General features: G+C 47.5%; 21 protein-coding genes. 18 read left to right on the forward strand and 3 right to left on the reverse strand.

What is annotated here, in order from left to right:
* The first annotated feature begins 5 nt into the window (after positions 1-5).
* The 8 genes from ACX4JR_RS03905 to ACX4JR_RS03940 all read left to right on the forward strand — a co-directional run bounded on the left by ACX4JR_RS03905 (position 6) and on the right by ACX4JR_RS03940 (position 8396).
* Positions 6-686: a hypothetical protein gene (locus ACX4JR_RS03905; RefSeq protein WP_476059743.1), complete on the forward strand. Its 681-nt coding sequence runs from the start codon at positions 6-8 to the stop codon at positions 684-686.
* Between the two features lie 41 nt (positions 687-727).
* The gene (locus ACX4JR_RS03910; RefSeq protein WP_476059744.1) at positions 728-1186 is read left to right on the forward strand and encodes a hypothetical protein; all 459 of its coding nucleotides are present in this window, start codon (positions 728-730) and stop codon (positions 1184-1186) included.
* The gene (locus ACX4JR_RS03915) at positions 1177-1482 is read left to right on the forward strand and encodes a hypothetical protein (RefSeq protein ID WP_476059745.1); all 306 of its coding nucleotides are present in this window, start codon (positions 1177-1179) and stop codon (positions 1480-1482) included. Before ACX4JR_RS03910 ends, ACX4JR_RS03915 begins: the two co-directional genes overlap by 10 nt.
* 186 nt (positions 1483-1668) lie before the next feature.
* On the forward strand, positions 1669-1893 hold the full coding sequence (locus ACX4JR_RS03920; RefSeq protein ID WP_476059746.1) for a hypothetical protein: 225 nt from the start codon (positions 1669-1671) through the stop codon (positions 1891-1893).
* A 71-nt stretch (positions 1894-1964) separates the two neighbouring features.
* Positions 1965-6572: an RCC1 domain-containing protein gene (locus ACX4JR_RS03925; RefSeq protein WP_476059747.1), complete on the forward strand. Its 4608-nt coding sequence runs from the start codon at positions 1965-1967 to the stop codon at positions 6570-6572.
* Positions 6573-6627: 55 nt separating this feature from the next.
* Entirely contained in the window at positions 6628-7494 is an 867-nt protein-coding gene (locus ACX4JR_RS03930; RefSeq protein ID WP_476059748.1) for a type II secretion system F family protein, read from the forward strand.
* Between the two features lie 85 nt (positions 7495-7579).
* On the forward strand, positions 7580-7906 hold the full coding sequence (locus ACX4JR_RS03935; RefSeq protein ID WP_476059749.1) for a hypothetical protein: 327 nt from the start codon (positions 7580-7582) through the stop codon (positions 7904-7906).
* Positions 7896-8396 carry a hypothetical protein gene (locus ACX4JR_RS03940; RefSeq protein WP_476059750.1) on the forward strand — a complete coding sequence of 167 codons (501 nt, stop codon included), beginning with the start codon at positions 7896-7898 and terminating at the stop codon, positions 8394-8396. Before ACX4JR_RS03935 ends, ACX4JR_RS03940 begins: the two co-directional genes overlap by 11 nt.
* A gap of 20 nt (positions 8397-8416) precedes the next feature.
* Here ACX4JR_RS03940 and ACX4JR_RS03945 read toward each other — a convergent pair whose 3' ends face one another.
* Positions 8417-8563 (reverse strand): hypothetical protein, encoded by a 147-nt coding sequence (locus tag ACX4JR_RS03945; RefSeq protein WP_476059751.1) that lies wholly within the window; start codon positions 8561-8563, stop codon positions 8417-8419.
* Between the two features lie 19 nt (positions 8564-8582).
* A complete protein-coding gene (locus tag ACX4JR_RS03950; RefSeq protein ID WP_476059752.1) occupies positions 8583-9698 on the reverse strand; it encodes an RNA-guided endonuclease InsQ/TnpB family protein in 1116 nt (371 codons plus the stop codon).
* 120 nt (positions 9699-9818) lie between these two features.
* Between ACX4JR_RS03950 and ACX4JR_RS03955 the strand changes: the two genes are divergently transcribed.
* The 9 genes from ACX4JR_RS03955 to ACX4JR_RS03995 all read left to right on the forward strand — a co-directional run bounded on the left by ACX4JR_RS03955 (position 9819) and on the right by ACX4JR_RS03995 (position 17682).
* Positions 9819-10439, forward strand: coding sequence for a VanW family protein (locus ACX4JR_RS03955; protein WP_476059753.1), 621 nt, complete (start codon positions 9819-9821; stop codon positions 10437-10439).
* Entirely contained in the window at positions 10436-10708 is a 273-nt protein-coding gene (locus ACX4JR_RS03960; RefSeq protein WP_476059754.1) for a hypothetical protein, read from the forward strand. The genes ACX4JR_RS03955 and ACX4JR_RS03960 overlap by 4 nt, the downstream gene beginning before the upstream one ends.
* Before the next feature lie 100 nt (positions 10709-10808).
* Positions 10809-11174 (forward strand): hypothetical protein, encoded by a 366-nt coding sequence (locus ACX4JR_RS03965; protein WP_476059755.1) that lies wholly within the window; start codon positions 10809-10811, stop codon positions 11172-11174.
* Positions 11174-11848 carry a hypothetical protein gene (locus ACX4JR_RS03970; RefSeq protein ID WP_476059756.1) on the forward strand — a complete coding sequence of 225 codons (675 nt, stop codon included), beginning with the start codon at positions 11174-11176 and terminating at the stop codon, positions 11846-11848. Before ACX4JR_RS03965 ends, ACX4JR_RS03970 begins: the two co-directional genes overlap by 1 nt.
* 273 nt (positions 11849-12121) lie before the next feature.
* A complete protein-coding gene (locus ACX4JR_RS03975) occupies positions 12122-12226 on the forward strand; it encodes an RRXRR domain-containing protein (protein ID WP_476060465.1) in 105 nt (34 codons plus the stop codon).
* Positions 12227-12613: 387 nt separating this feature from the next.
* Positions 12614-12943: a hypothetical protein gene (locus ACX4JR_RS03980; protein ID WP_476059757.1), complete on the forward strand. Its 330-nt coding sequence runs from the start codon at positions 12614-12616 to the stop codon at positions 12941-12943.
* Between the two features lie 38 nt (positions 12944-12981).
* Complete coding sequence (locus ACX4JR_RS03985; RefSeq protein ID WP_476059758.1) at positions 12982-14025, forward strand: copper amine oxidase N-terminal domain-containing protein; 1044 nt, start codon at positions 12982-12984, stop codon at positions 14023-14025.
* 68 nt (positions 14026-14093) lie between these two features.
* On the forward strand, positions 14094-17420 hold the full coding sequence (locus ACX4JR_RS03990) for an outer membrane protein assembly factor BamB family protein (protein WP_476059759.1): 3327 nt from the start codon (positions 14094-14096) through the stop codon (positions 17418-17420).
* A gap of 70 nt (positions 17421-17490) precedes the next feature.
* Entirely contained in the window at positions 17491-17682 is a 192-nt protein-coding gene (locus tag ACX4JR_RS03995) for a hypothetical protein (protein WP_476059760.1), read from the forward strand.
* Positions 17683-17999: 317 nt separating this feature from the next.
* Here the strand turns inward: ACX4JR_RS03995 and ACX4JR_RS04000 are convergent, their stop codons facing one another.
* Positions 18000-18608 carry a CPBP family intramembrane glutamic endopeptidase gene (locus ACX4JR_RS04000; RefSeq protein WP_476059761.1) on the reverse strand — a complete coding sequence of 203 codons (609 nt, stop codon included), beginning with the start codon at positions 18606-18608 and terminating at the stop codon, positions 18000-18002.
* Here ACX4JR_RS04000 and ACX4JR_RS04005 point away from each other — a divergent pair.
* Positions 18586-18867 (forward strand): hypothetical protein, encoded by a 282-nt coding sequence (locus tag ACX4JR_RS04005; RefSeq protein WP_476059762.1) that lies wholly within the window; start codon positions 18586-18588, stop codon positions 18865-18867. The two genes, ACX4JR_RS04000 and ACX4JR_RS04005, sit on opposite strands and share 23 nt — an antisense overlap.
* The last annotated feature ends 641 nt before the right edge of the window (positions 18868-19508 follow it).

Genomic DNA, 19508 nt, shown 5'->3' on the forward strand with positions numbered 1-19508 from the left:
TGCTGATGATAAAAATAGGCTGCCCGAGCCTGCCGTTTTTTCATAAACTTGAAACACCCAAAATAATATGTGCCACGACAGGAATAGTTTTACTGTGGGCAGGCGGCATTTATTTACTAATTGGTTTAATACTTTTAACTTCGGCGTTTACTGCAAGTATTGCGCAGTGGCTGTGGTTTAAAAAAGGCTGGCGTCTTTCTCGCTCGTTGGGATTAAAGGAATACTTGCTCCTGCCTTCCAATTTAAAAATTGTGGGCTTACCGCCGGGAAAAGTCTTTGAAAACCACCTGCAGGCAAGCTACCTTGATGTAATTAAATATTTAACAGGTATCAAAAAACGCCCTGATTTTAAACAAAGGACTGCCGAAATGCGGCAGTCCTATTTTGATGATTACCGTAAAATAGCGGAGTTTTGCAGGTCAGGGCGCTGGGGCGAAAGGATTTATATTGTCGGGACAACCCACCCGAACATGATGAAATGGTGGGTGAGGGCGTTCGAGGAAGCCGGCTTCAGGGCAATATACACGGGTTACAACATTGACCCCGGAGCGAAACTGGGCAAGCTGGGGTGGTGGATGGCCCAGGTGGCCGCCACGGGCCGTGCCCGGTCGAAGCAACCGCCCGAACACTGGACAACGTGCATAGCGGTCTGGGAAAACCGTCCGGCAAAAGACCAGGTGCGCTGACGCGTGACAATAGAAAGGCTGGTGTTAAAATGCTGCTTGTAATGTTTCCTTTTTTAGCATACCTGGCCATTCACTCGTACACTGACATAAAAGAACAGAGGACGAGCAACAAAGTAAACCTAATAGCCCTGATTGTTTTGATTGTTTTGTCGTGCCCGGAAAACATCAAACCAGTAATTACTGCACTTCTGTGGTGCCTGGTTACAGGTCTTATCTTGGAAAAGCTCGGCGTCTGGATGCCCGGCGACACCCGCATGTTCTCTATATGCGGCGGCTATACCGCCCTGTTGGGAGTCCCGGTCGCATTGTATGCAGCCGTTATGCTTTTGGGTTATGCAGTAGTTGGGATATTTCTGCTGGGAGTAAACAAGCAGCTCGGCATACCGAATTTGCTTGCGGTAATTTATCCCGTGCTGCGGGATAAAGGGGTGCGTTTCCCCGGCGCCCCGCTGCTGGCCGCATCTGCTTTGCTGTCCCTGGGGGTGATAATATGGAAGTGATAGAATTGGTTCGTTTTATCAAATCTAACAACATAGAGATAAACGATTTAAAAGTAAACTACATGCACGGCAGGCCCCACGACTTAATGCTGACGATCCAGAGAATCGTAAAAGGGACATTTTTGGAAGCAGTGGTTACAGCGGAAAACATGGCCTCTTTCTGGCCTTTTTGCAGTTATAACGTTGTTCCTGTCGAAAGCGGGTACCAGGTAATAGTAACATATAAAGTAAAGACAGCGAATATTTTTGCTTTTCGGGAAAATTTTACTTTACAATTAAAGGAAAGTATGCTATGATTACTAATAGCCGGTCCCGTACCGGTAACAAGTAAATAACGTCCGACAGCGGAAAGTCCGCATCGGGAGTCTGAAGGCTTACCGGTGCGGACTTTTGCATTTTTGCGGGCCGAATTTTGCCGGGAAGGGAGGGAAGTTTGCAGAAGGCAGCGGCTCAACGGCAGATTTAAAAAGGGGGAATTTTGAATGCCGAAGTTTATTGAAGACGTGAAGAAGTGGCTGAAGGACGAGCGCAGTTCTGTATTGTCCGAGAAGTCTCTGATTACCGCGGTAGGGATTTTAGGCGGTATTGGTTTGGGCGCTATAGCTTTGCCCAAACTTAAGACTTACGCGGATACTGTTTTCATGAACTTTGAGACTTCTACCACCACCACTGACTTTGAGACCAATTCCGACTGGACCGGTTCCTAATATTAATACAAGGGAGGGAGGCGGCGGTCGGGAAAGGCCGCCGCGCATTTCCCGGCCGCCGCGAAAGTTTTATGAAGAAATCTTTTAACAAGGTACTGGCGGTTTTAGTTGTGGTAGCCCTGTTAATCGGGGTAATGCCGGTAGTGCCGGTATACGCTAATACATCTCCGTTTTTAATGATAGTGTCAGGTTGTGAACACTCTCTCGCGTTAAAAAATGGCGGCACGGTTTGGGCGTGGGGGCATAACGGTAGCGGCCAGCTGGGTGACGGTACTACTATTAGTAAATATACACCCGTACAGGTACAAAATTTATCTGATGTTGTGGCAATAGCTGCAGGTGGTTGGCACTCACTTGCATTGAAGTCTGACGGCACAGTATGGGCGTGGGGTTATAACGGTAGCGGCCAGCTTGGTGACGGTACTACTACCGACAGGCTCACACCCGTACAGGTACAAAATTTATCTGATGTTGTGGCAATAGCTGCAGATGGTTGGCACTCACTTGCATTGAAGTCTGACGGCACAGTGTGGGCGTGGGGTGATAATTATTGCGGCCAGCTTGGTGACGGTACTACTACTGACAGGCACACACCCGTACAGGTACAGAACCTGTCTGACGTCGTAGCAATAGCTGCAGGTATTTATTGTTCACTTGCACTAAAGTCCGACGGCACGGTTTGGGCGTGGGGTGATAATAGTGACGGTCGGCTGGGTGACGGTACTACTACCGACAGGCACACACCTGTCCAGGTACAGAATTTATCCGGTGTCATAGCGATAGCTATAAGTAGTGAACACTCACTTGCACTAAAGTCTGACGGTACAGTCTGGGCATGGGGTTGGAATTATTACGGCCAGCTGGGTGACGGTACTACTACTAGTAAATATACACCCGTACAGGTACAAAATTTATCTGATGTTGTGGCAATAGCTGCAGGTAGTTGTTGTTCTCTCGCGCTGAAGTCTGACGGTACAGTCTGGGCGTGGGGTTATAACGGTAGCGGCCAGCTTGGTGACGGTACTAGAACTAACCGGTACACGCCTGTCCAGGTACAGAATTTATCCGGTGTCATAGCGATAGCTGCGAGTAGTGAACAACACTCACTTGCACTAAAGTCTGACGGTACAGTCTGGGCATGGGGTCTGAATAATTACGGCCAGCTGGGTGACGGTACCACTGCCAATAGATATACGCCCGTACAGGTAATATTCCCAATGCCTATATCTGCTCCAACCGGGTTAGAAGCAATAGCAAGCAACAGAAACATAATCCTGCAGTTTGACCCTGTCAACGGTGCCAATGGTTATAAGATAGAACGCAGTACCGACGGCATTAATTTCACCAAGGTAGTCGATATAGGCACTGCAACTAACGAAAATGGCAAGGTTGAATATACCGAAACGGTTCCTTCATGGGACGCCACGTATTACTATAGGGTTAAAGCTTACAACGACAATACAACTTCAGACCCGTCCGAGGTAGTATCTGTTACTATTGAAAATCTTCCTGCACCTACCGGCTTAGAGATAACCGCAGTAGATAAAGAAGTAACTCTCAAATTTAACCCGGTTGACTATGCAGCGGGTTATAAAATTCAGCGCAGCACCGACGGGAACAACTGGACAGTTGTAAGTGAAATAACCGACCCGGTACTCGAAAATGGCAAAGTCGAATACGTGGAGACAGTACCGCAGCCCGGCATGACATACTACTATCGGGTAACAGCCTATGACAGCAACAGTTACGAATCAGATGCCTCCGAGCCGGTTTTTGTAACAATCGAAGCCATTCCGGTTCCCACACTGGTAAGCGTTAAAGCTATTGGCAAAGATGCAGAGCTCAAAATTAAACACCTGCCCGACGTTGACGGTTACTCCGTAGAGCGCCGCGTACCGGGTGGGATTTTCACCGAAGTTAAGTATGTGGAGAACACCGACCCTGACGCCTACGGATACGTAACTATAATAGACGATACCACGGAAAGAGAAACTGAATACGAATACAGGGTTAAGTCAAAAGCCGGCACTGATTACAGCGACCCGTCGGCCATAAAGTCGGTGATCACGGGTTACGGCAAGCCTGACAAGCCCACCGGAGTACAGGCCGAGTGGACAGAAAACGGAGTAAGGATAACCTGGGATACCGCTGACGACCGGTTTACGTACAAGATCCAGATGAAGGGGTCGGGAGATTACTTTACCTACGTTGCCCATGACGTAACTGGAAACGAATACATTCACCAGACAAGGGACCAGCACACCTACAGGGTAATTGCCGTATATAACCACATAGAGTCCGACCCGTCGGACGAAGTAGTGCCGGTTGGAGATCCGCCGCTTGACGCGCCGAGGTACGTAACGGCAGATGCAACTCACAATACCGTAACTTTAACCTGGACACCGGTGACACCGGTGGACGGCGCGGTATCGTATATCGTAGAGAAAATGACGGGCGTTGGCAGTTTTGAGGAAGTAGCAACCACCAGCAACAACAGCGTAATAATCGAAGGTTTGACACCGGAGACCACTTACGGCTTCCGGGTTAAAGCGGCAGGTAACCCGCTGAACAAGCCCAGCCAGGTAAGGACTGTAACGACTTCACCGGCACCGCCCGAGGCGGTGACCAATCTTCAGGCAGAGGTAAACGGCACTAAGGTAACTCTAATCTGGAACGAAAGCGCCAACGCGCGGAGGTACCTGGTTGAAAGGTATAAAGGCGGGGAATACGAAAGAAAGACATGGGCTTTAAAGAACAGCTTCACCGACAGCTACCTTGAATACAGCACAACTTACACTTACAAGGTTTATGCCTACGGGTACGGCTTATCCGACCCGGCGGAGATTACAGTAACGACCGGCGAAAAACTCAAGCCGGCACCTGCCAACTTCAGGGTAATTAAAGTAACTGACACCAGCGTGACATTAGCCTGGGACGCTGTTGACGGCGCGGCAAATTACACGGTAAAGAGAACGGTTGACATGAACAACTTCACCGAACTGAGCCCTGCAACAGAGACCGAATTTACCGATACAGGATTGGAGCCTCAGACCACTTATTACTACAAAGTGAAGGCCGATAACAGCAAAGAAAGCCGGTACGTAAAAGTTACCACCGCTGCTGCACCGCCGGAGGGTGTGACAAACCTGCAGGCTGAAGTAACGGGTAACCGGGTAACTTTAACCTGGGACGAAGTTGAAGGCGTCACGTACTACAAGGTAAAGCGTTTCCTTAACGGAGAACTCGACAAAGAACGGTGGGTCAGAGGGAACGCATTCGAAGATAAGTACCTGGAGTACGAGACGGAATATACTTACAAAGTTTACGCCAGAAAAGACGGGGCACTTTCCGAACCGCAGGAAATTACGGTAACGACCGAAGCCGAACCCAAGCCGGCCCCTGAAAACTTCCGGGTAACGGGAGTAACTGACACTACAGTTTCTCTGGCCTGGGACGCCGTTAAAGGTGCAGTAAGCTATACAGTAATCAGGACATCCAACGACTTGCAGAACCAGACCAAGTTCAGCAACGTGACCGGAACTGAATTCACCGATACAGGGCTGGAACCGCGGACGACGTACTACTACAAAGTGAAGGCCGACAACAGCGGGGAAAGCAAATATATAAGGGCAACCACCACAAGCACACCACCTGATCCGACAGCCAACCTCCAGGCTGATATAGTAGGCAATAAAGTAACCCTGACCTGGAATGAAGTTGACGGGGCAAGATACTACAAAGTTGAGCGTTACCGTAACGGCGAGCTTGAAATGAGCCGCTGGACCAGAAACACTTCGTTTGTCGATAAGTACCTGGAATATAACACAGAGTACACTTACAAAGTTTACGCCAGGAATGGCGGAACACTTTCCAGCCCGCAGGAAATCACGGTAACGACCGAAAGCAAGCCCAAGCCGGCACCCGCCAACTTCAAAGTAACGAATGTAACCGACACCAGCGCAACCTTAATCTGGGATGCCGTTGAGGGTGCAGAAAGCTACACTGTAACGAGGACGGTTGACAGGAGGGAATTCGTCCAACTTGGCCCTGTAACCGGCACGGAATTTACCGACACGGGGTTACAGCCGGAGACCACATATTACTACAAAGTCAGGGCCAACAACAGCGAGGACAGCTGGTATGTCAGGGTAATTACCACCGGAGTCCCGCCGGGTACAGTAACTAACTTACGAGCTGACGTAAAAGGGAACACAGTAATCCTGACCTGGGACACTGTAGATGGAGTAAAATATTACAAAGTTGAGCGGTACCTTAACGGAGAACTTAATTACCAGCGTTATGTAAGCGGCACTACCTACACGGACAAGTATCTGGAATACGCGACGGGCTACACGTACAAAGTATACTCGAAAGGCCGGACAGCCTTATCAACTCCGCAGGAAATCCAGATAACAACCGGTCCTGCGACACCACAATTCAGCTATGAGGTAGACAACGGCCAGGTCAAATTAACGATAACTTGCGAGACGGAGAACGTGACCTTCAAGATAGAACGCGGTCCGAGCCTTGATAACATGACAGTTATTGCAACAGATGTTGCTGATACCTATACGGACACCGGTGTGGAAGCTCGTACAAGGTACTATTACAGGGTGACGGCCGTGGATGAAACCGGCAGGGAGTCGGCACCTGCAAGGAGGGGAGTCTACGTCCGCTAAGAAAGGCCCATATTTTATGGGCCTTTCTTTTTTGTAGAAGGGAGGCGTGATACGATTGTCGTTAGCGTCAACAGTAATAATATTCGTCACGGTCTGGTGGGCGCTGTCTGTAGTTTTTGAAAGGAAGCAAGACCGGGACTATCCTGCGTTTAAGTACATAATGGGTGTTTCCAGGAAAGGAGAAACCGGTCTTAAAAGGATATTAAAGCCTGTGTTAATAGTTGCCGGAGCTTTTGTGGGAGAATCCAGGAAACAAACGATAAAGGAACAACTGAAAATGGCTGACATCGACAGCACGCCCGAAGAATTTCTGGCAGCCCAGGTTATACTCGGTCTGGGCGGCGCTCTTACAATGTTGACGGCCTATGGAGTAACGCAAAAAAGCGTTTTTTTGTTGTTAGCTCCAATAGCTGGAGTTATCATGTTTCTCCAACCCAATAAGGCAGTTAAAAACAAGATAAACGACAAGAAAAAAGCAATTAAGAGCGAACTTCCCGATTTTATTGATACTTTATTGCTTTTAACTGAAGCGGGATATACGCCTTACCAGGCTATTAAACAGGTCACGTCGTATACCGGCGGGGTTCTTGGGCGTGAAGTTAAAGAGATGGCCGTGGAAATGGAGGCCACGGCAGATGAAATCAAAGCTATGAAGAATTTTGCTGAAAGAATGCAAATACCTGAACTCAGTAATTTTGTGGCAGCAATGATTCAGGCCAGCACTACTGACACCAAAGCCAAAGAAATATACGCGCAGCAGTCCTTTTTTATGAGGGAGATGCGGATATCCAACCTGCGGCGCCTTATTAAGGAATTACCGGCCCGGGTTAAGGGTTACAACTTTCTGCTTTTCATAATAAGCATAGCGATCCCTCTTATTCCTCTGGCAGTGATGTTCCTCAATATGAAAATGCCTCAGTGAATAAAGAAAGGAGTGCTTAGAAATTAATCAAAGGGGTTCGGTAACAACGGAAACGCTTTTGATTTCATTATTTTTACTGTTTTTCATGGTACTGGGTCCCGACCTGATGATGCTGGGCGGCAATTACTTCAGGGCTTACCAGGTTGCAAACGACCTGGTGGAACAGGGAACGATTCGGGGAGAGATAACCCAAAAAATGGCCGATAACGCTAAAACTTTTTTGTCCAAAACAACACCGGGAATAAACGACTGGAGCATAACCTACTCATCGGGCCTAACCGGATTGGGTATGACCATTGAGTGCACGGTATCAGGGTATTACACCTTAAAAGCTTTCCGGCTGATTGGCGTAAATTTAAACGTTCCCATCGGCGTTAAAAAGACGGGAGTGAGCCAGGTCTATGTCCGGTAAAAAAATAACCAGCAGGCAGAAACTTCTAGCAGTTCTGTCCCTGGCCGGAGCGGCTGCTATGGCATTTAAAGCCGGGGGGTACCTTTCCTGGGCAGGAATAGCGTGTTACGTTGTTTGTATAGCAGGGATAATAAAAAATCACCCGAAGACTCCTGCAATCCTCTGGGCTGCCGTCGGGGTACACGTATTGTTAACCGGATATTCCCAGGTGCAAAATCTACCTTTCTGCCCTTACTGCCTGGCAGCGGCAGGCTTTACGTTGTTAGCGGCAACTTCTCTTTGGAAATTGCCGGCCGCCGTTGTGACTGCACTGCTGATGGCCTGCGTATGGTATGCCTGGCCGTGGTACTTCAGTCCGAAAGAATACCAGTTTACTTATCCACGAACCAGATATGATCTGGTCCAGCCGCCCGAGCCCCAGGCGGTAAAAAATACGGAACCTGAACCGGCTGAAAATGCTGTTAGGGAATTAACAACCGGATACGGGTGAAAAAGGTGTGATTAAAACCTCTAGGTAAGGGGTGACATCCTCTCCCCAATGAATTGGGGAGCATCCCGGCGCGGGACGGCCCGGCACTCAATAAATTGAATGCTGGACAGGTCAGCCAGCATTCCCCGGACAACCCGGATCATCACCTTGGCCTTAAGGGGTGCCACACTCCCCTTTCTCCCAGGGTCATGCCCCGGGAGCATCGAGCGCTCTGGCGGCGATGTTCAAAGCTCCAACCCTGTCCGCATCGGACTGGTAGCCGCATTTGGTGCATTGGAACCAGCCCTGTGTTTTACGGTTATAGCGGGAAGCATTTCCGCACTTCGGACAGGTTTTGGAAGTTTCCTTGGGGTCAACATAGATAACGGGTACACCAGCAAGCGCGGCTTTGTATTCGATGAACGAGGCCAGCTCCCGGAAGTTCCAGCCGGACATCATCCGGTTGAATTTCTTTGAGCCCTTGGCTCGCTCACGGATGCCAAGGAGGTTTTCAAGTGCGATGGCTTTGCCTTCGGCTTTGGCAATTTCAACAATGCGCTTCGATATGCGGTGGTTGATATACTGCATCCATCTACGTTCGTGGCCTGCCTCCTTTTTGACGCGGGAGAGCCTGCCCGCCTGCTGGAGTGCTTTCCGCCGTTCTGCCCATCGTTCCTTACGCCACCTTACCCGGCGACCGTCAAAAAACACGTTATTGGACAGGACGGCCAGTTTGACGATACCGAAGTCAACCCCGATTACGCCGCCTGGCTCGTTAAGATGTGTTTCGTAGACGAGGGATATTGCCACATACCACTCGCCTCTTTTCCGCCATATCTCCATGGACCCCTGGCGGCAGGAACCTCCTGCCAGGTCATGGAGCCTCCTGGTGTGGTATGCGGAAGCGGCAAGGGGTACGGCTATCTGGCTTCTGCCGGAGGATACGGGAAACTTAACAATCCATGTCCCGGAGAGAAGCTGGTGGAGGGAGTAGCAGTCCTGCCGCACCATTACCGGAACTATCCTCTCAAATTTGGGCAGGCTGGCCTTTTTGCCCCTGTGTATGCGGGAAAGATAGGAGCGCCTGGCGGACAGCGCTTTAAGCATGGCGCACTGGAGCGTGCCCCGGTTGAGGTCGAACAACCCGCATGCTTGCCGGTAGGTTTCACGGTTCAGGTGTGCCCGGTTGGTGGTGTTTAATGTTTCGGCCTGTCCCAGAAACCAGGAGCACGCCTGGCGGTAGGTCTCCACCATGCGGGCCATTTTCTCCAGCTTGCCTTTGTTGGGAGGCAGGAGCTTTATTTTGAGAGTCACCGTCTGCATTCAGCATCTCCTCCGGTTTGCTTAAATTATAACAAAACTGGAGGAGAAAGTTAAGCCGCCATTCATCCCCTGATTGAAATCAGGGGCATTCTGGCGGATTATTGTAAGGGGTAAAACAAAATGCTTCGCAGGATTACAGTAATTGGATTAAGCATGCAGGTAATGTTTGTAGCATGTTTTTTATATTTTTACGACAGCAAATCAAAGGTTATCCAGCGGGCTTCAGCTGATCAAACGGAAATACTGATGCAGGACGCTCTCGAAACGGTAACCGTACAGGCTGCAGTAATTCTCTCCAGGGCAAAAATAAGCTATAAAAGCGATAAAGGAGCTGTAAACGCTTCCATAGCGGCAGAAGCGATAAACGGTACCAAAATAGAACCGGGCGAAATTTTTTCCTTTAATTCAGTTGTAGGCCCGAGAACAGAGGCCAGGGGTTACGTCGAGGGTACTTCCATAATGCGGACGGAAAACGGGGTAGAACCTGTCCCGGATATAGGCGGCGGGGTGTGCAGGACGGCCACGGCGCTGCATAAAGCGGTAAGACTTGCCGGGCTTAAGATAATTGAACACCATCACCACAGCCTTCCGGTGGAATACGCACTGGACGGCCAGGACGCGGCTGTAGCATGGCCAAATCTGGATTATAAATTTCAGAACAACAGAAATAAGGAAATAGTAATTAAAGCCACTGCCGGAGAAGATTACTGCGAAATTGAAATCTGGGAGCTGTTCTTATGATGTTTTTCGATGATTTAACAGAATTCTTATATTTAGGCGAGGACGTTTTGCTGATAATTGATGAGCTGGAATTAATATCTGATAGTGTAATTTATTATATTGACAAGTTGCCGGTTTTGCTGTCCATTGTTTTCTGGATTATAGTTGGGAACATAATTTTGAGAAATATGCCATACTGGTTAAGGTTGATGGGTTTTATGATATCAACATGGTTTGGATCGCAATACCTTGGAAAGTATAACTGTATCCAAAAAGATACCTGGGCGTAAAATCGTCAGGCCCAGGTTATTTGTTTTTTTAAAGGGGGTTAAGATTGTTCGTGTTGTACAAATTATGGTTCAGGTTTGCAGAAAAGGGGAGTGATTTTTCGTGAAATTAGATCGTGACGAAATTATGATTTTAAGCGATGCCACTGGCACGGGAATTTTAGCTTTAATTTTTTATCTGTACATGTCTGCAGTGACAGGGGGCATTTCTTATGAAGACATTTGTTATTCACTGTCGCTGGGTGCACTGGTTTGGTACTTCTGTTTAACGAGAGAGATGGGTATTTTTACTGTATTTTTTGCTGTATTGAGATTCATACTGAGGAAACTTTTCGTTCTCGGGAAAAATTTACAAGGAAAACTGTTTTCTTACCCAAGTTCAAAGTCTGTATTTTGCAGGAAACTATCCTTTAAAGAGAGAAACGGGGGGTATCTGGATTTCGTCAATTTTGAGGAGGATGACGTGTGATGGAAGTTTTTCGTCTGGTTCAGACTGGCTTCGGTACGCTGTTTCTTCCCGGGCTACTTTTCTTGGTAGCCAGGCGGGGGTTAAGGGGGATAAAGCTCTGGGAAATTATGGTGTATTCTTTTATTGGCAGCATTGTGGCTCACGGAATCTTTTTGTTTGTTTTTGGCATTTTGTTTAAAGTAGTGGACTGGGTCGGAGTGCTGGTAGGCTACATCGAAATGGCCAGGGAGAGCTTGAAGACTGTTCTGGGCAGGCCTTACGGGCCGGACGCGCTGGCTTCCCTTATTACGGTTTCTGTGGTAAGTTGGGTAATCGGGTGTTTTCACCGCTGGCTGTCCGCTCGGAGGGACGGTAAGTTTTTTAAAAAGCCTTTTTCTATCGAACCCAGATCCGCTCTTGATGTTGAAATGATGAGGTTAAGAGATGAGAAGTTGTGTCCCACTGTCGTGGTTTGTCTTACCTCTGGAGAAGAGATAAGGGGAAAGTGTCGCGTATATACTTTCACAGAACCCAGGGAGATAATTTTGGAAGTTGAAAGTGATGCTTCTGTTAAGGTTCTGCGTTGGGTTGTGTTAAGCGAGTCCGTATCTGAAGTTAGGTTGGAAGTACCTGGAAAAGATATGGAAGGGCCGAGTGGGAAGGTTTTCTTTTTGCAAAAACTTAGAAATGTTTAAGCTACGAATACGCCCGGCAGGTAGCCGAAAAAATACTGGAAGCCACCAGGGATAGTTAACCATTCCTTCTTTTGAGTGTCTGGGATATTTATTAGTTCTTATGTTTGCATGGATTTTGCTACATTAGGGGCAGGCTGTAGAATGTCGCGTAATGCTGTATAGTACAGGCCGGAAAAAACGAGGCCTTTTTGGGAGGAAATGTGGTGTTTCTAAGTGTTATTAAGAATCTCTGGTATTCTTCCGTTTCGCGCAAGCGGTACGTTGTACATGTTAATGCCTTGTCATCCTGCAAAAGCAAGAATATTACTTAAACAGAAAAAAGCAAAAGTAGTTCAGCGAACTCCTTTCACTATCCAATTATTGTACGATTTCTTATAGAAAGGAGGGAAAGGCGGCTCCTCCCCTCCCTTACGGAAGGAGTCTCCGCCGCCAGTTTTTAGATGAATTGGTTGGGATGTTGGCTGGTATGAAAGAAGTAGCGGTGGGGAGGATTTTCGGGAGCTGAGCCGCCGGCATCGGTATAGTAAGTTGCTTGTTTGCCCTGGCTACCATTATCCTAAGAACGACTGTGTCTGTTTCAAAGAGAGCCAGGCACTTTTCCCCGGAGCGCCTGGTTTGTTCAGCCGCCTGAGCTTCCCAAGAAGCCAGGGTACGAGCTGCCGAAGCTACAAATCCGTAATGCCAGTATTATTAGAACTGCTTTGCCTGCCCGGGCAAAGCTTTTTGTTTTGATTATAAGGCATCTAACAAAGGGGGGATAAATTTATGGTCAAGAAAATATTCTTATCTACTTCACCAAATTTCTACCTGTTCATTAACGTATTAATTGCATTACTGGCGGTCTTAATGTTTATGAATGCAGGAGTTGTTTACGCGGCCGACTGGACGGACTTCGGCGGGAACGACAAAAGGCAGCACCGGTCAACCGATCCGTTGAGCCCGCCCGTAGTGCCGAAATGGTCGGTACAGCTGGGCAGGAGTTCAAGCCAGCCGTTGATTGTGGGCGACAAAATCTGTGTGTCAGCTGGTGATTCTCTCTGGTACTTGAACGGAAACGCGCCGGTGGGTTGGAAATTGTTTGCAAAAATATATTAAAATATTAAGTAAAAATAAGGAAAGGGTGATACTTTCAAATGTTTAGGTTCAGATTAATCGGTCTACTCTTTCTGGCAGTTATGATAACAGTTTCGGCTGTGCCCGCCTGGGCATTTAAAGTAATTAAGCACGACCCAAACTACACTTCTCCGGGCTGGCATGAAGAATTTGTGGGTGATGATACCAAGGATGGATACATGGCCGATATGCTTAGAGAAAAAGAAGAACTAGGTATGACCTGGGAAGAATACTATGAATACTCCGACAAGCAGAACCAAAAGGAAATGCAGAAATTAAAAGAATTTGCTGAGAAGTACGGCTACACCGTGGATGTGTGCGTCAACGTCTGGGGCAGGTACCAGATGAACTCCAACTATGAGCCTGAAATCTGGTACAAACTTCCTGATGCCTTTGTGGACTTTCCCGACCTTAAACCATTTGTTAGCAACAAGACTGGTCGCACCATGATACCGATAAGATTTGTTGCTGAAAAGCTGGGCGCAGAAGTGGATTACGAGATGGAAGGTAAGACTGTCCACGCCTGGATCGTTAAAGGTGATACCCGGATAGACATGCGTTCCGGCGAAAACAAGGCCCTGGTAAACGGCAAAGAAGTGTACCTGGATGCCCCGATACAGCTTATAAATGGCAGGACGGTTGTCCCGCTGAGGTTTGTCTCTGAAGCCCTCGGGTGCAATGTATATTGGATGGACGTACTGCCTAACGGAGCACCCAGTAAAGGCATTGCACCTTTTTATAAGAGAAAAGAAACCGTAATCATAGACGACCCGGACGGCGGCCTGGAAAAAGCTATTCAGGCAACCAGGGAAAGCCGGATATTAGGAGAGAGATCGAAGCAGATACTATTAGAAATTCTCGAAAAAGCCAAGCGTGGAGAAAAAGTTTACCCTGTAGAGCCGGCTTCACATTATTTTTCCTCAAAAAAGGAACAACCCCCCGCTGAGACGGGGGGTTTGCAATTGGTGAAATTTATTAAAGAAAAGCCTGTGATATCAGGAACAGTAGTATTGATACTGGCAGCACTTGGAGTGCTGATTTGGAAAAGATACAAGTATTATTAGAATTGCTTTGCCTGCCCGGGCAAAGCTTTTTTATTTTTAAGACGTCTAACAAAGGAGGGATCAAGTTTGTGATCAAAAAAATATTCTTATCTACTTCACCAAATTTTTATCTGTTTATTAACGTATTAATTGCATTACTGGCGGTCCTAATGTTTATGAATGCAGGAGTTGTTTACGCAGCAGACTGGACGGACTTCGGCGGGGACGACAAGAGGCAGCACCGGTCAACCGACCCGTTGAGCCCGCCCGTAATGCCGAAGTGGTCGGTACAGCTGGGCAGGAGCTCGAGCCAGCCGTTGATTGTGGGCGACAAAATATACGTGCTGGCCGGTGATTCCCTTTGGTGCCTGAACGGAAACGCGCCGGAGGGCCTGGAAGTGACGTGGGACGACATTATCAACCAGACCGAAGAAGCGAACCAACTGATAATCTGGCAGTATGCTGGGGTAAACGAGGGTAAGGTCAGCAAATCTCACCCGGTCTACCACAACGGCATTATCTATTTAGGCACCGGAGGCGGTCGGGTGGCAGCAGTTAACGCGGAAACCGGGCAGTTATTAGGACAGACCGGTGTACTGGCACCGGAAGTGGTAACTGCTCCGCTGGTGTTTGACAGTGGTGAAGTGGTTGTGGGAACTTCTGACGGGTATGTTCGTATAATACGTGGCCTACAAAATGGTAATCCTACATCAAAAAAATATTATCTCGGTGGCCGTGTAACTTCATCGCCGATTAAACTAAACTCTGGAAACGGATTTATAATTGCCGATGATGGCGGCCAGGGAGTTGTTAAAGCATTCTATATTAACGACGGAGTACACCAAGACTTCGATCCTGTCTGGCCGAAACCCATCAAGGCAGGTTCCGTCCCGGCTTCTTTTGCAAAAGATTTAGGAGATAGTAACGATACGTTTTATTTTTCGACTAAAAACGGAAAATTCTTTCAGGCGTCTATAAGTACCGGGGGTTATCTTGTAAATACGAAATATTACAATTCAGTAATCCGAATAAACAACTCGCCTGCGGTGGGAAGCAGTTACGTATATTTCACCATCCGCAGGTCATATTCCGGCAATGGAGAACTGGTTGCCGTTGATAAAAGCGACTGGTTTCACTGCCCCTGGAGCCGGGAGTTGGAAAATGACGGCAACACCGCGCCGCTGGTGTGGCAGTCCATCGGTGGCGTGCTGGTGGGTGACACCGGGGCAAAGCTCTATGCCTTCAACAGCTCCGCAGGGGGTGAGTCCCTGCCCTTTGCGCCGAACCCTGACGACCCCGACGGCGAGTTACAGCCCGTGCTTGATCTCGGGCGGGTTTCGCAAAAAGACCCTGACTGGTGGCGGCAGACCACAGGCGTTGCAACGGAATTAACCCTGGCGTCCGGAAGCATGTCAAAGGGCTTATTGCTCTTTGGCGCTAACTATTCTCTTAAACTGAACGACGGGTGGCTGTTCGCCTACTCTACGGGCCAGCTTAAAAACTTGCTTCTTAAAGCGCCGGACCCTGATGACCCGTCCAGCGCGGTAATAAGCCTGGAAGGACCGATAATGCCAGAGACTGATGAAATAACATTAAACATTGAGGCAGAATACCAGGTAATATCCCTGGGCGAAAAAGAGCCGCAGGATACCTATGCGGCGTGGAAATTCGACATTGACGATAACTGGAGAGGGTTTATAGAAAACCTACACTTCGAGCCGGAGAGCCCTAATAATTATCAAATATTAGAAATCAATACTACCGTACCGATAGGCGCAACGAAGGTCATTGTTAACATTAACCCTGACAGGAACATGCCGCAGAACGAAATGAATTGGGAAGATAACGTACTGGAAATACCTTTAGACGTAATCCTACCGAATTTAAAGATAGAAAATATGCAGTTATCGCCTCTTAAACCCGAAGAAGGCGGCACGGTAAACCTATCAGTGGATGTTATTAACGACAACTCACAGGGATTCAACAGGGACCTGGTAACTGACCTGTCCTGGTGGGTAGACGGTGAACTGCAGGGTACCAGAACTAACATCCTGGTGCCTGCCGGCGGCAAAGTTAAACTGGAAGGGTTCAGTTTTACCGGTACTGAATCAAAGCATACCGTCAAGTTTTTCGTCAACCCAAACAAAACCAAACCAATAGCTGAAGAAATTTATCCTGCCGATAATATCATAACAAGAAATATATACTTTACCAACGACCTTGACCTTTACGTTACCAACTGCCAGGGCGGCCAGTTTAAGGCCGGGGAAACGGTAACCCTGACCGCCGTGGCCGGGTCTACCAGGGAAAGCGTCAAGACAGTTACTGAAACTGTAGAGTTTATTATCGACGGTAAGGTAGAAGCCCAATACGAAGTCATACTTGCTCCGGGCGAAGAAGTGACCTTAAACCACCAGTGGACGGCGCCCAATAAAAATTGGGACGGAGAGCTCAGGGTAGTTATCAACCGCGACATAAATCCCGGTGAAATAACATACGCAAATAATGTCTGCATTTCGAGTCTCCGGGTCAGGGAACAGGCAACGTCCATTTCATGCCTGCCGGGCTGGATAGATCCCAGTGACCCATATTGCATAGACGGGGACTGCTGGAGCTGGTCTTGTAATTGTGATGATGAAGGTGATTGTGACTGCTGCTGCTCCTGTGATACTGATATTCACAATGAAAGGATAAGTCTTTCAATACACGACCTGACGCCAGATACGGTGAAAGCCGGGATGGGCTTTACTTTTACTGTGGAGACTAACTACGAATGTGATGACTGCAGTGAGGACAGCGCCTGCGGCGGCGACTGCGAAGCGGGAGAAGATAAAGACTGCCCGGAAGACCCCGAGGGCGGTGTTACCGAAGTAGTGGCTTTCTTCCCGGAAGGTTTTGTGGGAATAGACTATAAAGGTGATACGTCTTACACGGTAGGCGGTTATACCGGCGTCAGGTTAATTCCCGACAAGCCCAGGGGGTCGCACAGCAACACCTGGAGGCTGCCCAGGGTGGTAATCGAGCCTTCGGACGTAAAAACGGCCGACCGCGGAGAGGACATAAAATACGTTGACGAGTATTACGTCCTGGAACCCGGCGAATTTGAAGGCGGGCACAAGCACTACACTCCTTTTCCCACTCCGGACGGTCCTTACTCGTTTGTGGTAGTGGCCTGGGGTGGGAGTGAAGGGGACAATTTAGTAGACTGCAAGCAGGCTACGGTAACGATAAAAGGTTCGCCTTATGACGATTTTGTAGTTCGCCGGGTAGACCCGTACAACCCGTTCCCGGCCGGCACGGGCTGGAACTGGAAGGATAGGGTCAGTGAATTTTTCACGGAAGAATTGAAAGAATTTTGGGATTCTTTCGGGAACAGCTATGCAGATTACGAGTGCCGGTGGACATTTGGGCTTTAGGGCCGCATTGGTTGCGGCCTTTATTTTTTAGGAGGGCAGGCCGTAAAATTTTTTAAGGAGGTTTTTACGAATGGATGTTGATGGTTACAAAAAATTGCGTGAAGAAATAACTGGAAAGTTAGATGACTTACTTGATGAATCGATTAAGTATCTCAAAACGAAAATGGAAAGTTATATGAATGGTGAAAGCCTTGCCGACGAAATTAACGCTGTTGGTGACCTGGCGTTGAAAGTGTTGCAGGCTAAAAAAATGTCTGTTTAAATTTTACTTGAGACGATATTGAAAATGACAGAGTACATTTCAGCTACTGTTTTTGCTGCATCTTTGGCTGTTAATCTGCCTTGAAGCTCTTGAATGTTTTCTTTTATCTAACAATTTCAAGGTTAGTGTCAGTGCAACTTCGCTTTTTCCGATGCTTTTAAATTTCTTTTTCTTCTTCAAACATTCGACCATTCCTTTCTTGGCCTGCCCCTGTTAAATAACACTTTACATTCTAATTATTACCTTCAGGCCGCTATAACAAAGCGGCCTTTATTTTTAAAGGTGTTGATAACTTTTGCTGGGGGTTTTGGAATCAGTTACGGGTGAGGTCGTGACCTTCTATAGTAAGTACCAAACAGGAGGTCAAGCACAAAATGAGCTGTTATAGGAGCAATAATTGATTTCATTCCTAAAGCTATGATGGCAAATGAAATACCTGTTAAAAATACTATGACTGTATGACAGATTGATTTTCTGAATGCTATTAAGGTTAGTTTACTCTTAGATTTGTCATACTTGTTCAAGATATGGAGAAATGTCCAAAAGGTATTGATTAAAAAAGCCGTTATAACAATATAAATATCACAGTTTTCATTGGATAACTGAAAGATAGAAATTAGAATTCCTCTGGTATATATTTCTTCGAATATTCCTGCGCGTAATGAAATTTTTAGAAGGGTCAGGTAACTTTCTCTAGAGAGTTCATTTCCTACCACATATATTAAACTATTTCTCCAGGTGTTAGAAGTTTGGTAAAGTATAATGCCGAACATTGCAAGCAATGTTCCTGTAAATATGCCTACAATCGTGGCCGGTATGATGTTATTTGTAACGTACTGTTTATTGTAAAGCAGGATTAGAACGCTCGATAAAGTTAGGAGTAATTTTGGAGGTGTACTTTTTATGACCAGGTATTTTCGTTTCATGGCCGGTTTTTCTCCTGTGATAAGACGTAAGGCGATTACATTTGCGATAGCACTTATTTGCTCATGGGTTTTCTGTTTTATTGTCAGCGCTCACGTCAGGGAAGTATTGAGTTTCTTAAGCGGCAAAACTTTGGAAGAAGTAACGAGAGTGCTTCCTCCTCCGTCGGTACCAGTTAGGGCTGTTGCTTCACTAATTACCGTTTTGATGTGTTCATCGGATATATACCGTGATGTATGTCGTATTTTTGATGAGGATTAAGGGAAATCCTTTCAAGTTATTTTTGTTTTGCAGGCCGCTATAACAAAGCGGCCTTTATAATAAGGCTCCTGACATCCTCCCACGGCTAAAGCCGTGGGGTTCCTAAAACCCCTGGCTTACCCGTGGTTGGTTTTATACTCCGCGGCTGCCCAGAACAGACTTAGGCGGCCTGCCTGAACGTCCCCTGTTCACGGCCTTTGGGTGTGGTTTTTCTCCACACGAACAGGTTGACCGCAGGGCGTGCCAGTGCGCCCACTACTCCCGACCGTTCCGGCAGGGCCGAACCGGTCTCACGGAGATACCTTCAACTACCTCCCGTCAGGAAGCTTGCAGACAGTGCGCCCCCGCCCGCAAGCCCCTTCCGTCAGGAAGGGGTAGTTGACTTTTTTGGGGTGGTATCAAATGATTTTGTATAAATTATGGTTTCGGTTTGCAAAAAAACGGATTCTGGAAACACGAAGGGACTATTTTTACGTTCATGACTTGTGTTCCGCTTTAGGATTGCGTACATCTATTTTTGTTGTAATTTGGTTTCTCGGTTACGGTTTTTTAAGGTTTTATTTCTTAGAGAGAGCACTTAGCAGCTTTGAAGCTATACCGTTTATAATCGTCTTTATTTTAGTGAGTGAAGGGTTAACTTA

It is taken from the genome of Desulfofundulus sp. JL263-se (genome assembly GCF_056316025.1).